The organism is Kitasatospora sp. NPDC001119, from assembly GCF_053598475.1.
The window spans coordinates 319618-334105 of sequence record NZ_JBSFKI010000005.1 but is presented as its reverse complement, the minus strand read 5'-3'; the positions used below and the strand labels follow the sequence as shown (position 1 = coordinate 334105).

The 14488-nt window shown below is 71.8% G+C and carries 13 protein-coding genes; 5 read left to right on the top strand and 8 right to left on the bottom strand.

Annotation, left to right across the window (positions count from 1 at the left end):
• From ACWDD9_RS08905 to ACWDD9_RS08895, 3 genes are all read left to right on the top strand, one after another.
• A partial coding sequence (locus tag ACWDD9_RS08905; RefSeq protein WP_449811170.1) for an ISAs1 family transposase occupies nucleotides 1-781 on the top strand: 781 nt, incomplete at its 5' end.
• 97 nt (nucleotides 782-878) lie between these two features.
• Nucleotides 879-1298, top strand: coding sequence for an ester cyclase (locus tag ACWDD9_RS08900; protein WP_449811169.1), 420 nt, complete (start codon nucleotides 879-881; stop codon nucleotides 1296-1298).
• A gap of 539 nt (nucleotides 1299-1837) precedes the next feature.
• Nucleotides 1838-1912, top strand: coding sequence for a hypothetical protein (locus ACWDD9_RS08895; RefSeq protein WP_449811179.1), 75 nt, complete (start codon nucleotides 1838-1840; stop codon nucleotides 1910-1912).
• A gap of 240 nt (nucleotides 1913-2152) precedes the next feature.
• Here the strand turns inward: ACWDD9_RS08895 and glnA are convergent, their stop codons facing one another.
• Nucleotides 2153-3565, bottom strand: coding sequence for a type I glutamate--ammonia ligase (gene glnA, locus ACWDD9_RS08890; protein ID WP_049656821.1), 1413 nt, complete (start codon nucleotides 3563-3565; stop codon nucleotides 2153-2155).
• A gap of 275 nt (nucleotides 3566-3840) precedes the next feature.
• On the opposite strand from glnA, the gene ACWDD9_RS08885 reads away from it, so the two are divergent.
• A complete protein-coding gene (locus ACWDD9_RS08885; RefSeq protein ID WP_074000874.1) occupies nucleotides 3841-4308 on the top strand; it encodes an RDD family protein in 468 nt (155 codons plus the stop codon).
• A gap of 101 nt (nucleotides 4309-4409) precedes the next feature.
• Here the strand turns inward: ACWDD9_RS08885 and ACWDD9_RS08880 are convergent, their stop codons facing one another.
• From ACWDD9_RS08880 to ACWDD9_RS08850, 7 genes are all read right to left on the bottom strand, one after another.
• Nucleotides 4410-5099, bottom strand: a complete 690-nt coding sequence (locus ACWDD9_RS08880) for a DUF4191 domain-containing protein (RefSeq protein WP_049656816.1) — start codon at nucleotides 5097-5099, stop codon at nucleotides 4410-4412.
• A 109-nt stretch (nucleotides 5100-5208) separates the two neighbouring features.
• A complete protein-coding gene (locus tag ACWDD9_RS08875) occupies nucleotides 5209-5442 on the bottom strand; it encodes a hypothetical protein (RefSeq protein WP_117487469.1) in 234 nt (77 codons plus the stop codon).
• 283 nt (nucleotides 5443-5725) lie between these two features.
• Complete coding sequence (gene lipA, locus ACWDD9_RS08870) at nucleotides 5726-6679, bottom strand: lipoyl synthase (RefSeq protein ID WP_049656812.1); 954 nt, start codon at nucleotides 6677-6679, stop codon at nucleotides 5726-5728.
• Between the two features lie 236 nt (nucleotides 6680-6915).
• Nucleotides 6916-7686, bottom strand: coding sequence for a lipoyl(octanoyl) transferase LipB (gene lipB / locus ACWDD9_RS08865; RefSeq protein WP_049656811.1), 771 nt, complete (start codon nucleotides 7684-7686; stop codon nucleotides 6916-6918).
• 169 nt (nucleotides 7687-7855) lie between these two features.
• Nucleotides 7856-9793, bottom strand: a complete 1938-nt coding sequence (locus ACWDD9_RS08860) for a helix-turn-helix domain-containing protein (RefSeq protein WP_449811168.1) — start codon at nucleotides 9791-9793, stop codon at nucleotides 7856-7858.
• Between the two features lie 67 nt (nucleotides 9794-9860).
• Nucleotides 9861-11240, bottom strand: a complete 1380-nt coding sequence (locus tag ACWDD9_RS08855; protein ID WP_449811167.1) for an MFS transporter — start codon at nucleotides 11238-11240, stop codon at nucleotides 9861-9863.
• A gap of 153 nt (nucleotides 11241-11393) precedes the next feature.
• Nucleotides 11394-12155, bottom strand: coding sequence for a 3-hydroxybutyrate dehydrogenase (locus ACWDD9_RS08850; RefSeq protein WP_049659106.1), 762 nt, complete (start codon nucleotides 12153-12155; stop codon nucleotides 11394-11396).
• A 368-nt stretch (nucleotides 12156-12523) separates the two neighbouring features.
• On the opposite strand from ACWDD9_RS08850, the gene ACWDD9_RS08845 reads away from it, so the two are divergent.
• Nucleotides 12524-14446, top strand: a complete 1923-nt coding sequence (locus ACWDD9_RS08845) for a regulator (protein WP_449811166.1) — start codon at nucleotides 12524-12526, stop codon at nucleotides 14444-14446.
• Nucleotides 14447-14488 lie beyond the last annotated feature (42 nt).

Here is a 14488-nt window from a genome sequence, read left to right as displayed (position 1 = left end):
CCGGCACGGCACCTCACCCATCGCCCACCTGCCGGCCGCGATGACCGGCGACGACCGGACCGTCACCCAGCTACGGGTGCCCGACAGGACCAACGAGATCGCCTGCTTCACCGCGCTGCTGGAGCCCTACGACCTGACCGGGGTCACGGTCACCGCCGATGCCCTGCACACCCAGCGCGGCCACGGACGTTTCCTGGCCGAGGAGAAGAATGCCCACTACGTGCTGGTGGTCAAGCGCAACCAGCCCGAACTGCACTGCAGGCTCCGGATGTTGCTGCGGAAGGAGGTCACCGCGCGCCGCTACGACCGCGAGACCGGCCACGGCCGCAAAGGGACCCGCGCGACCAGAGCCCTCACCGTCACCGACCCCGGCCTGGACTTCCCCCATGCCGTCCAGGCCGCACGCATCCTGCACCACCGCACCAACCTCAAGACCGGCACCGTCAACCGCCAGACCGTCTACGCGATCACCGACCTCCAGGCCTCGCCCCAGCGACTCGGCCAACTCGCCATGTCGCAGTGGACCACCGAAAACCGGCTGCACTTCGTCCGCGACACCACCTTCGCCGAGGACGCCTCGAGGATCCGCACCGGCCACGGCCCCGGGAACATGGCAACCCTGCGCAACCTGGCGATCAACACGCCGCGGCAGCACGGGCACCGCAACATTGCCGCCGGCCTCCGGCACGCCTCCTATGAGCCCTTCACCCGCCCGCTCAACCTCTCGGCATCGCCTGACCAGACACACTCACAAGATCACCAGACTTTGCAACGGCCCTGACATCTGTCCCTATCCAATCGTCAGAGCTTCCCTAGCGTCGATTGGCAGGATCCGTTGTGCCGCTCGACACAACGGCCTCGCACTATGGAGGAAAAGAATGACCAGCACAGCTGAGCTCAACAAGGCCATCGTGATCCGTCTCTACGACGAGGCCATGAACCAGGCCCGCTACGAGAGCCTTGCCGACGACCTGGTGGCGGCCCATGCGGTGATGCACAACGCGCAGCACAGCGATCGCATTGGTCCGGACATCATCAAGGCCACCTGGGGTTCGCTCTGCCGAGCCTTCGGGGACCTGCGGTTCGAGGTCGAGGGCATCGTTGCGGATGATGACCAGGTCGCGGTTCGAGGAACGCTGACGGGCACGCACACTGGGCAGTTCGGCGGGATCGATGCCACCGGCCGGCGCGTCACCCAGCGAGCCCATGTTTTCTACCGGCTGGAGAGCGGTCGAGTTTCCGAAGTGTGGCCGATGGTGGGCCACCCTACTCTGATTCAGCAGATCAGGGGCGAATGATTCGCCTGCACCTGCCTGTCAGTGCCAAGGGCGCTGTCGGGTGATCGAGGAGATCCTGCCTGACCGCGTCGCCAGTGCCGAGACGATGGTGGATCCCCCGGAAGCACGACTGTACCCCGAGGAGGAGGCAGTGGTCCGCCTCGCGGTGCCGAAGCGGCAAAGGGATTCGCTGCCGTTCGACAGTGCGCCCGTCGGGCCATGCGGCAGTTGGGGGCGCCGCTGGCACCGATACTGCCGAGGCCCGACGGCGCGCCCGGCTGACTAGAACAGCCGACCGGAAGCACGACCCATTGCGCCGGTTACCGTGCCGCCGCAAATCGCCCGCTGGTCTGACTCCCTCGCCATCGGGATCGATGCAGAGCCGAACCGATCACTTTCTGAGTAGGATCGGAGAATGGCGCGGTGGCCGATGCTCCGTTTCCAGTCCCCGCCGCTTCAAAGCGTGCATGCAGTTCTCCCGCACACGGCTTTCCGACATCGTTCACCGGCTGGCATGCGCCGTCGCCCCGCGTACGTTTTCGGTGAGGCGGTAGGAGGCGATCAATGAAGCCAAGCGGCGGGACGTGCCCATCCTCTTGAGTGTGGGCTATGCGTCCTGCCACTTATGCTTCTAGTAATTCATTGGTGCCACGTGATGATCCACAAGATGCATCGCTCGGGGCTCGTGGGTCCAGGTGCGAGGGGTACTACACAGAACTCCTGCCGAGATCGAACCCAGTGCACTCTCATTTCACATCGCGAGCCCCAGAGCGTTCGACGCGGGTCGGCAGCCTCGCGTTTCCGCAGGTCAGAGCGCTGCCGACCTGCGGAAACGATGAGAGGTCGAATCACGTTTCCGCAGGTCAGAGGCACCCCTACAGGTCGTAGTAGAGCTCGAACTCGTGGGGGTGGGGGCGGAGGGCGATCGGGGCGATCTCGTTGGTGCGCTTGTAGTCGATCCAGGTCTCGATGAGGTCCGGGGTGAAGACGTTGCCGGCGAGGAGGTACTCGTGGTCGGCTTCGAGGGCCTCCAGGACGGCGGGGAGGGAGGAGGGGACCTGGGGGACGTTGGCGTGCTCCTCGGGGGCCAGCTCGTAGAGGTCCTTGTCGACGGGCTCCAGCGGCTCGATCTTGTTGCGGATGCCGTCGAGGCCGGCCATCAGCATGGCGGCGAAGGCCAGGTAGGGGTTGGAGGCCGGGTCCGGGGCGCGGAACTCGATGCGCTTGGCCTTGGCGTTGGAGCCCGTGATCGGGATGCGGATCGCCGCGGAGCGGTTGCGCTGCGAGTAGACCAGGTTGACCGGCGCCTCGAAGCCCGGCACCAGGCGGTGGTAGGAGTTCACCGAGGGGTTGGTGAAGGCCAGCAGCGAGGGGGCGTGCCGCAGCAGGCCGCCGATGTAGTAGCGGGCGGTGTCGGAGAGTCCGGCGTAGCCCTGCTCGTCGTAGAAGAGCGGCGAGCCCTCGGTCCACAGGGACTGGTGGACGTGCATGCCGGAGCCGTTGTCGCCGAAGATCGGCTTCGGCATGAAGGTGGCGGTCTTGCCGTTCCGCCAGGCGACGTTCTTGATGATGTACTTGAACAGCATCAGGTCGTCGGCGGCGTGCAGCAGGGTGTTGAACTTGTAGTTGATCTCGGCCTGGCCGGCGGTGCCGACTTCGTGGTGCTGGCGCTCGACCTCCAGTCCGGCCTTGGCGAGCTCCAGCGACATCTCGGCGCGCAGGTCGGCGAAGTGGTCGACCGGCGGGACGGGGAAGTAGCCGCCCTTGTACTTGACCTTGTAGCCGCGCACGTCGCCCTCGGCGGCGCCGCTGTTCCAGGCGCCGGCCTCCGAGTCGATGTGGTAGAAGGACGCGTTGGCGCTGGTCTCGAAGCGGACCGAGTCGAAGACGTAGAACTCGGCCTCGGGCCCGAAGTACGCGGTGTCGGCGATGCCGGAGGAGGCCAGGTAGGCCTCGGCCTTCCTGGCGACGTTGCGCGGGTCGCGGCTGTAGGCCTCGCCGGTGACCGGGTCCTGGATGAAGAAGTTGATGTTGAGGTGCTTCTCGGCCCGGAAGGGGTCGAGGCGGGCGGTGGCGAGGTCCGGCACCAGGGCCATGTCGGACTCGTGGATGGCCTGGAAGCCGCGGATCGACGAGCCGTCGAACATCAGGATCTCGGACGGGTCGAAGGTCGCCGCAGGTACGGAGAAGTGCTGCAAGACGCCCGGCAGGTCGCAGAACCGGACGTCGACGAACTTCACGTCGTTGTCCTGGATGTACTGCTTCACTTCGGCGGCGTTGTTGAACATCCATCCTCCTCGGCGTGCGAATTGGGCTCACCATAGGAATGGGTCGTTTCCAGCCGGTGACCCACTCGTTTCCTAGATGTTAACCACGGTCGCCTCGCGGGCGGCAAAGATGTACGGGACGGTACAAATCGCCCCGCCCAGCTGCGCACCCTTCCGCAAGTGGTCTGGACCACTTGGAAGGGCGCCGGGATGACGATTCACCCGGTCGGGGGTGATGCCCCGGCCGGAGGGGAGCCGGTGGCGGTGCGACCCGTCAGCCCGGTTAGTGTGGATTCGTGGACACCAGAGAAGCGTTGGGATCGTGGATCGACGGCCCCCGGGCGGCCGCCGAGAAGATGGGCGCCGACTTCGGCCACCGCGGCGAGCGCCTCGGGCTGCCCAAGGAGGGCCCCGGCTCGATCGCCGGCCCCGGCCGCCGGATCGGCGCGCTGTTCGTGGACGGCTGGCTCGTCGCCCTGATCTCGTACGGGCTGATCGCCCGCGGCGACCAGGCCGAGGCCAACCTGTGGACCAGCCCGCTGTACTTCCTCGTCGCGGCCCTGATGCTCTCCACCACCGGCACGACGGTCGGCAAGCGGCTGTTCGGCCTCCGGGTGGTCCGGCTGGACGGCCGCCGCGCGACCATCCCGCAGGTCCTGCTGCGCACCCTGCTGCTCTGCCTGGTGGTGCCGCCGCTGGTCTGGGACCGCGACACCCGCGGCCTGCACGACAAGGCGGTCGGCACGGTCGAGGTCCGCATCTAGCACGGTCCGGACAAGCCCGGCAGCAGATGCCGGACGATGCCGAAACGGCCCCGCTGAGGATTCAGCGGGGCCGTTCTCGTGTCGTGAGGGGCGGGGGAGGGTCAGCGGGCCTGGCCGCCCTTGGGCATCCGGGCGCCCTTCGGCATCGGACCCTTGGGGATCGGCGCCTTGGAGAGCAGGTCGCCCAGCGCGCGCAGGCGGTCGTTGGTCTCGGTGACCTGGGCGGCGGTGATGGCGCGGGGCAGGCGCATCAGGTGGATCTGGAGCTTCTTCAGCGGGATCTCGCCCTCGCCGTTGCCCACCACGATGTCGTGCACCGGCACGTCGCCGACCACACGGGCCATCTTCTTCTTCTCGGAGGCCAGCAGCTGGCGGACCCGGTTCGGGTTGCCCTCGCCGATCAGCGCGATGCCTGCCCGGCCCACGGCGCGGTAGACCGCGTCCTGGCTACGGGTGACCGCGACCGGGGTGCTGTTGGAGCTCCAGCCGCGCCGGATGTTGTTCAGCACCGCCGCGACGGCGCCCGGCTGCCCCTCCATCTGCCCGAACGCGGCGCGCTCGGCCCGGCGCCCGAAGACGATCGCCATGGCCAGCACGGCCACGATGAAGCCCAGGATGCCCAGGTAGACGGGATGCTCGATCGCGAAGCCGATGGCGAGGAACACGCCGAAGGTCAGCAGGCCGACGCCGGCGATGATCAGGCCGATCTTGGTGTCGACCTTCTTGGTCATGGTGTACGCCAGACGGATCTGCTTCAGCCGTCCGGGGTTCTCGGATGTTTCCCTCGCCATAACGCTCATGGTACGTGGCACGGGTACGGGATATCCAAGCCCGGGTACCCGTTCGCCCCAACCGTGACCCGTGCGCCGGTGCGCCGTCGCGCACAGCGACGCCGGGGGCTCACTTCCGTGGCGTGGAACGGGTCCGCGGCGCGGGACGGACCGGGGGCGTGGAGAGGGGCTGCGGCGTGGTCCGGGCGGCCTCCGCGTCGTCGTGCCGGCGGTCCGCCGCGTACCGGCGGTTCTCGCACACCGCCGCCCACGCGTTGCGGCGCGCGTGCTGCTGGCCGGGGGCCAGCAGCACGCTCTCGGCGTACCGCAGTGCCACTCCGACCGATCGGATCCGCATCCGCATGCCGAACAGCTCCTCTCCGGGCTGATGGGGGCCGAGCCGGCCGAGCCGGGTGAGACGGCCGTGGTGGCCGAGCCGGCCGAGGTGGCCGAGGTGGCCGAGAAAAATCGAACGCTCACCAGGCGTCCAGCGTCCCCACCCCGTGTTACCAGCCCGTGACCAGGCCGTCAAAGCGTGGTGAAACCGAAAGGGCGGAGCCGAAGCTCCGCCCTTTCCCTGGCTTGAACGGCACGGCCGGACCGAACGGTCCGACCGGCCCGATCGGACCGTACCGGTCAGGAGACCGTCAGACCGCGGCCTGCTCGCGCCGCTCCAGCGCCTGCCGGTACAGCCGGCCGGCCCGGTACGAGGACCGCACCAGCGGGCCCGACATGACGCCCGCGAAGCCCAGCTCCTCGGCCTCCTGCTGGAGCTCGACGAACTCCTGCGGCTTCACCCAGCGCTCCACCGGGTGGTGGCGCAGCGAGGGGCGCAGGTACTGGGTGATGGTGATCAGCTCGCAGCCGGCGCCGACCAGGTCGGCCAGCGCCTGGCTGACCTCCTCGCGGGTCTCGCCCATGCCGAGGATCAGGTTGGACTTGGTCACCAGCCCGGCCGCGCGGGCCTGGGTGATGACGTCCAGCGAGCGCTCGTAGCGGAAGGCCGGGCGGATCCGCTTGAAGATCCGCGGCACCGTCTCGACGTTGTGCGCGAGCACCTCGGGGCGGGAGGAGAAGACCTCGGCCAGCTGCTCGGGCACCGCGTTGAAGTCGGGGATGAGCAGCTCGACGCCGGTGCGGCCGGCCGCGCGGTCGGCGGTCATCGCGTGCACCTGGCGCACGGTCTCGGCGTACAGCCAGGCGCCGCCGTCCTCCAGGTCGTCGCGGGCGACGCCGGTGATGGTGGCGTAGTTGAGGTCCATGGTGACGATGGACTCGGCGACCCGGCGCGGCTCGTCGCGGTCGAACTCGGCGGGCTTGCCGGTGTCGATCTGACAGAAGTCGCAGCGGCGGGTGCACTGGTCACCGCCGATGAGGAAGGTCGCCTCGCGGTCCTCCCAGCACTCGAAGATGTTGGGGCAGCCGGCCTCCTGGCAGACCGTGTGCAGCCCCTCCTTCTTCACCAGCGACTGGAGGGCGTTGTACTCCGGGCCCATCTTCGCGCGGGTCTTGATCCACTCGGGCTTCCGCTCGATGGGGGTCTCGCTGTTGCGGACCTCCAGGCGGAGCAGCTTCCTGCCGTCGGGCGCGACAGCGGACACGTGCGACTCCTAGAACTAGACGGGGTACCCCCAGGGTACGCCTGTGGTTGTACGGCCTTCGTCGGGCCTGTTGCCCTGCAATCGCAGGGCAACATGGCTACCGGTCGGTAGATTCCCAGCGGCCGCCGGGATTTCCGACGGCCGTCAGGACAGGGGGGGACGGCTGTCGGGGCGGACGGCCGTCAGGACACATCAGGGCAGGTGCTCGGCGGTGCACCGGAGCCGGGCGGCGGCGCTCAGCGGCTGAGCGCCGGCTCCGGCAGCTCGGCGAGGACGGCCGCCAGGTGCCGCTCGACCACCGGTGCCGCCTCGGCGGCGGACAGCCCGCGCCGCAGCTCGCCGGTGAGCGAGGCGACGCCCGCGTCCCGGATGCCGCACGGCACGATCTTGTCGAACCAGGTCATGTCCGGGTCGCAGTTGAGCGCGAAGCCGTGCATGGTGACCCCGCGGGCGACCCGCACGCCGATCGCGGCGAGCTTGCGGTCGTCCCCGCGCTGGCCGGCGTTGGAGGGCGCGTACTCGGGGCCGGCCAGGCGCGGGTCGATGCCGAGCGGCAGGCCCATCCGCAGGGTCAGCTTGCCGATGTCCACGACCTGCGCCGGGTCCACCACGGCGTCCGGGATGGACTCGCCCAGCACCCAGACCCCGCTGCGGCCCTCGACCCGGGTGGAGTCGATGCCGAACTCGCCGGCGGTGCGGATCAGCGCCTCCTCCAGCCGGCGGACGTAGGCGATGACGTCGATCGGGTCGGGCAGCTTGACGATCGGGTAGCCGACCAGCTGGCCGGGGCCGTGCCAGGTGATCTCCCCGCCGCGGTTGACCTCGACCACCGGGGTGCCGTCCAGCGGCAGGTCGGCGGGGTTGGTGCGCTTGCCCATGGTGTACACCGACTGGTGCTCCAGGAGCAGGACGGTGTCGGGGATCTCGTCCGCGACCCGCAGCGCGTGCAGCCGCTGCTGCTCCTCCCAGGCCTCCTGGTAGGGCACGGTCCGCTCACCTATGCCCATGCGAACAAAACGCACGTTCTCGCTCACCGCTGCCGCTCCTTGCCAGGCGTTCGAGACCAACCTCGCCACTGTACGCCCAGCCCGTCCGAACCCCTTCAGCCGCCTGCGGGCAGCGGCCCGACCCGAGCCCTGCCCCGCCCAGCAGCCCTGCTCAGCCGCCCCGCCCAGCTCAGCCCCCCGCGAGCAGCTGGAGCCGCAGCGCGAGCTGGAGCTCCAGCGACCGCTCCGGCTGGTTCCAGTCCCGCCCGAGCAGCGCCTCGACCCGGTCCAGCCGCTGGACCACGGTGTTCACGTGGACGTGCAGCTCGTCCTTGGCCCTGGTCAGGCTGCCGCCGCAGTCGAAGTAGGCGCGCAGGGTGCGGACCAGCTCGGTGCCGCGCCGGGCGTCGTAGGCCAGCAGCGGGCCGAGCGTCGCGCCGACGAAGCCGTCCACGTCGTGGCCGTCGCCGAGCAGCACGCCGAGGAAGCCGAGCGCCCGGGCGGAGGCGCCCTCCCCGGCCCGGCCGAGCACCCGCAGGGCCCGGAGGCAGCGCAGGCCCTCGCCGTAGGAGGCGGCCAGCGCGGACGGCCCGGCGGCCGGGCGGCCCGCGCCGACGGTGACCGGGAACCCGGCCAGCCGGGCCAGCCGTTCGGCGGCCTGCCGGGCGGTCTCCTCGGGATCGCCGGCGCCGACCGCGCCGCCGCTGCCACTGCCGCTGCCGCTCTCGACGGGCGTCAGCAGCACCACCGTCTCGGCGTGCTCGGCGCTGACGCCCCGGGAGCCGAACAGGTAGCGCCGGGCCGCCCCGGCCAGCCGGCCGCGCTCGTCGGTCTTCCCGTCGGCCGGCTCCGCGACCAGCACCAGGTGCGGCCGGGCGAGGTCGACGCCGAGCCGGCGGCCGCGGGCGGTGAGCCCGGCCGGGTCGCGCTCGGGGGCGGTCAGCAGGTCGGTGAGCAGGTCGCCGCGGATCCGGTTCTCGGTCTCGGCGACGGAGCGGCGCAGCAGCAGGAGCAGGGCGGTGACCACGCTGGCCCGCTCGAACAGCCGCCGGTCGGCGTCGTCGAGGTCGGGGCGGCCGCGCAGCACCATGGTGCCGAGCGCGTCGTGCCCGGCCAGCACCGCGCAGACCCACTGCTCGCGGTGCCGTACGGACCGGCCCTCGGCGCGGGAGGCGGCAACCGCCTCGGCCAGTTCGGCGGCGGGGGCGGAGCGTCCGGCCAGCGGCTCGCCCTCGGCGTCCAGGACCGCTATCTCCCCGCCCAGCAGGGCGGCGACGGCGGCGGCGACATCCGGCACCTCGGCGCCGCGCAGCACCAGGTCGGTGAGACGGTCGTGGGCCTGCTCGGCGCGCTGGACGGCGGCGGAGTGGGCCCGGACCAGCTCGTTGGCGGCGTTCAGCTCGGCGAGCGCGGCCCGGGTGTCGGCCAGCGACTTGGCGGTGTCCAGGGCGATCGCGGCGTGCGCGGCCAGCGAGCAGAGCAGCGCGACCTCGTCGGGGGAGAAGGCGCGCGGCGAGCGGTCGGCGGCGAACAGGACGCCGATGACCTGCCCGCCGAGCAGCAGCGGCACCCCGATGATCGCCACCAGGCCCTCGTCCAGCACGCCCGCGTCGATCGTGCCGGTGTGGTGGAAGCGCTCGTCGGTGCGGTAGTCGGGGGTGGCGTACGGGCGGGCGGTCTGGGCGACCAGCCCGCCCAGGCCGTGGCCGAGGCTGAGCCGCAGGGTCTGGAACAGGACGGAGACCGAGCCGTCGGTGACCCGCATGTAGGTGTCGCCTGCGGCCTCGTCCGGCAGGGTCAGGTAGGCGGTGTCGGTGCCGAGCAGCATCCGGGCCCGGCGGACGATCGCCTGGAGCACGGTGTCCAGGTCCCGGGAGGCGGCGAGGTCCCCGGCGGTGTCGAACAGGGCGGTCAACTCGGCCTCGCGGCGCCGGTGTTGACGCAGGGTGCGGTGGACCCGCAGGGCCTGCCAGGTGGCGTCGTCGATCTCGGCGAGGACGGCGGCCGGCGCCCCGCGGCGGCGGGCGTCGGCCAGCACGTCGGCGAAGTCCTCGGTGGCGGCGCCGGAGGCGAGCAGGTCGAGCAGTCGCCGCAGCGCGGGCGCGGCGCTTTCCTGAGGGTGGTTCATGGTGCGTGCTGCCAATCGGCGTCGGTTCCGTCGGTTCCGAGAAAGCGCGATCGTACCGGCTCGGCCCTCAGACGACGGCGGGCCTTCCGGCCGCGGCGGCGTCCGGCTCCGGGCCGTCCTGGCCGGCCTGCCCCTCGACCTCCGCGAGGTCCAGGCCCCTGGTCTCCCGGCCGCAGAGCACCGCCAGGACGGTGACCGCCGCCGCGACGGCGACGTACACCGCGATGGGGGTGGCGCTGCCGTAGTCCTTGAGCAGCGCGGTGGCGATCAGCGGCGCCGGGGCGCCGGCCGCCACGGAGGAGAACTGGGCCCCGATCGAGGCGCCCGAGTACCGCATCCGGGTCGCGAACAGTTCGGAGAAGAAGGCGGCCTGGGGTGCGTACATGGCGCTGTGGAAGACCAGTCCGACGGTCACGGCGGCGAGCAGCGAGCCGAAGGACCTCGTGTCGACCAGGCCGAAGAAGACGAAGGCCCAGGCGCCCACCCCGACCGCGCCCACCAGGTAGACCGGCCTGCGCCCGACCCGGTCGGACAGCGCGCCGAACAGCGGGATCAGCGCGAACTGGATCGCGGAGGCGACCAGCACGGCGTTCAGCGCGGTCTGCTTGGAGAAGTGGGCGTGGTTGACGGCGTACACGAGCACGAACGTCGTCATCACGTAATAGGAGATGTTCTCCGCCATCCGCGCGCCCATGGCCACCAGCACCTCCCGCCAGTGGTTCCGCAACACCTCGACCAGCGGCGGCCGTTCGGGAGCCTTCCGGGACTGCTGCGCCGCCAGCGCCTGCTTGAACAGCGGCGACTCGTCCACCGCGAGCCGGATCCACATCCCGACCGCGACCAGCACCGCCGACAGCAGGAACGGCACCCGCCAGCCCCAGGCCAGGAACGCCGCGTCCGACTGCACCGCCGTCATCAGCGACAGCACCCCGGCCGCCAGCAGGTTCCCGGCCGGCGCCCCGCCCTGCGGCCAGGACGCCCAGAAGCCCCGTCGCCGCTGGTCCCCGTGTTCCGACACCAGCAGCACCGCGCCGCCCCACTCGCCGCCGAGCGCGAAGCCCTGCACCAGCCGCAGCACCGTCAGCAGCACCGGCGCCGCGACCCCGATCGAGTCGTAGGTCGGCAGCAGCCCGATCGCCGTGGTCGACCCGCCCATCAGCAGCAGGCTCACCACCAGCAGCTTCTTCCGGCCCACCCGGTCCCCGAAGTGCCCGAACACCAGCGCCCCGAGCGGCCGCGCCGCGAAGCCGATCGCGTAGGTCAGGAAGGACAGCAGCGTCCCGGTCAGCGGATCGCTGTGCGGGAAGAACAGCTTCCCGAACACCAGGGCCGCCGCCGTTCCGTACAGGAAGTAGTCGTACCACTCGATCGTCGTGCCGATCAGGCTCGCAGCCACCACTCTCGGGAGTGAACTGCTCGCCGCCGTACCTCGTGCGGAGGTGCTCATGGCCACCACTTCCAGAACCAGGGGGGAGACGATGTCGCCACAAGGTAGGAAGCGGCCGACCCCGGGACTATGTGGGCGGCCCACACAGTCCCGGGGTCGAATGTGCCCGCTCTCCCTATGAGAGGGATGGCCGGACCACGGAGCGCCCGTCGCTCAGTGCGCCGTCCAGCCGCCGTCGACGGGGAGGCTGGCGCCGGTGATGTACGAGGAGGCGGGGGAGCAGAGCCAGAGGGCGAGCTGGGCGACCTCGTCGGGTTCGATGAGGCGCTTCACGGCGGTGCGGTCGAGCATGATCCGCTCGACCACCTCGTCCTCGGGGATGCCGTGCGCGAGCGCCTGGGCGGCGATCTGCTTCTCCACCAGGGGGGTCCGGACGTAGCCCGGGTTGACGCAGTTGCTGGTGACGCCGTACGGCGCGCCCTCCAGGGCGACGGTCTTGCTCAGGCCCTCCAGCGCGTGCTTCGCGGTGACGTACGCGGACTTGAACGCGCTGGCGCGCAGGCCGTGGACGGAGGAGATGTTGACGACCCGGCCCCACCCCTGCTCGTACATGTGCGGCAGGGTGCGGCGCAGGATGCGGAAGGGGGCCTCGACCATGACGCGCTGGATGAGGGTGAAGCGGTCGGGCGGGAACTCGTGCACGGGGGCGACGTGCTGGAGGCCCGCGTTGTTGACGACGATGTCGGCGTCGTCCGGGAGGGCGTCCACGGCCCCGGGGTCGGCGAGGTCGGTGACGATCGCGCGGCCGCCGATCCGCTCGGCGAGCTCCTCGGCCGGGCCGGCCGCGAGGTCGACGACGTAGACCCGGGCGCCGGCCCCGGCGAAGGCCTCGGCGCAGGCCCGGCCGATGCCCGAGGCGGCCCCGGTGACCATGGCCGTGCGCCCGGCGAGCGGGCGGGCAGTAGAGGTGTCCATGGCCCAGAACGGTAGGAATCCGGCGGCCCCGCTCCCATGTGGCGGACCGCCACAGCATCCCGCCAGGTTGTGGCGTTGTCCGCCATGACGGCGACCCGCGGCCCGAACGGCGGATCGACCCTCGGAGAGGCCCTCGGAGAGGCCCCCGGAACCACCGACGGTTCGGCTACGGAAGACCAAACCCCTCCCGGCTCCGCTTCCCCACAATGGGCGCGGTTGCTTCACCCGTTCGGTGGATTGCTCGGTCAGATCCACCCATAGCGCCCGAATGCTCGCTACATTCACGCCGATTCCCGACAGGGGGCGCCGCCCCAGGCCGCCGAAGTGCTGGTGAGGCCCGGTGCGACGTCCGAGAGGTGTTGACAGACATGCCCCAACGGCCTGCAACCGACAGCCCGGCGTACGGACCGCTCGACCCGCTCGGCCAGCACCGAGGTCCGGTCGGCCGGACCCTTCCGGACGCCCCCGACGCACTGACCGCCGACGCCATGACCGCCGACACGCTGACGGCCGACGCCATGACCGCCGACGCGTCGACCACCGACACGTTGACCGCCGACGCCCCGGACGCCGACGACCTGCGGCTGCCGGTGCAGGCCACACCCGACCGGCACGAGAACCCCGTCGCGCCCGCCCCGGCCCGCGGCGCCGGCCACTCCGGCCCGGCCCCGCAGAACGGCCAGCTCGCGGCGCTGATCGAGGAGGCCGGCTTCTCGCACGCGGGCCTGGCCCGCCGGGTCGACCAGCTCGGCCTGGAGCACGGCCTCGACCTGCGCTACGACAAGACCTCGGTCACCCGCTGGCTGCGCGGCCAGCAGCCGCGCGGGGCCACCCCGGCGCTGATCGCCGAGGTCTTCACCCGCCGGCTCGGCCGCCGCCTCACCGCCCAGGACCTCGGCCTGGACGCCTGCGCCCCGGTCTACGCGGGCCTGGAGTTCGCCGAGACGCCGCAGGAGGCGGTGGACATCGTGGCGAGCATGTGGCGCAAGGACAACGGCCCGCAGTCCGAGCTGCGCCGGATCGCCTTCACCCCGGCCGGCCTGGTCGTCCCCAGCCGGGACTGGCTGATCGGCCGCACCGACGAGCGGGTCGCCCGGGACGGCTCCACCCTGGCCCGGCCGGACACCGCCACCGGCCCACCCTCCGGCAGCGCCACCTCCGCGGCCATCACCGGCGCCCCGGCACCGGGTGCGCCCGGCGCGTCCCCCGGGAGCCCGTTGCGCGGCCCGGCCCCCGGCGCCCCCGGGGCCCCCACCGCGCGCAGCACCGCCGGGACGACCGGCACCGCCCCCACCATCGGCCGGGTGCCGATCCAGAGCCGCCGGCCGCCGGTCGCCGTCGAGCCGCCGTACACCGACCCGGCCCGCGAGTCCCGCCCCACCCTGCGGGTCGGCCGCGGCGACATCGCCGCCATCCGCGCCGTCGGCGACCTCTTCCGCGCGCTCGACCACGCCTACGGCGGCGGCCACGCCCGCCAGGCGCTGGTCCGCTACCTGGAGAGCGAGGCCGAGCCGATGCTGCGCGGCCGCTACGGCGAGCAGATCGGCCGGGCCCTGTTCGGCGCCGTCGCCGACCTCACCAGGCTGGCCGGCTGGACGTCCTTCGACATCGCCGCGCACGGCCTCGCCCAGCGCTACTTCGTCCAGGCGCTGCGCCTCTCCCAGGCCGCCGGGGACCGCGCGCTCGGCGGCTACGTGCTGGTGACGATGAGCCAGCAGGCCGTCCACCTCGGCCACGGCCGGGAGGCGGTCCAGCTCGCCAGGGTCGCCCAGCAGGGCGTGGGCACCGCCGTGCCGCCGGTCGTCCAGTCGCTGATGCACGCCGCCGAGGCGCGCGGGCACGGCCTGCTGGGCGACGTCCGGTCCTGCACCACCGCCCTGGTGCGCGCCGAGCGCGCCCTGGCGGCGGCCCGGACGGGCGACGAACTGCCCTCCTGGGCACGGTACTTCGACGAGGCCCAGCTCTCCGACGAGTTCGCCCACTGCTACCGCGACCTCCAGCAGTGGCGGACGGCCGCGCAGCACGCCGAGAAGTCGCTGCGGCTGCGCTCGCCCGCCTACGCCCGCAGCCGGATCTTCTGCCGCCTGGTGCTGGCCACCGCCCGGCTCGGCATGGGGGACCTCGACGAGGCGTGCACCATGGCCACCGACGCGCTGCGGGCGGCGGGGGAGATGCGCTCGGCCCGCTCGCTGGAGTACGTCCGGGACTTCCACCGCCGCCTCACCCCCTACCGCGGCAGCCCGGTGGCCCGCGCCTTCGAGGAGACGGCCCGGCAGGCGGGAGTGATCTGAGCGCGGAGGTGAACTGACCGGCGGCGTGCGTGGGGACGGGCC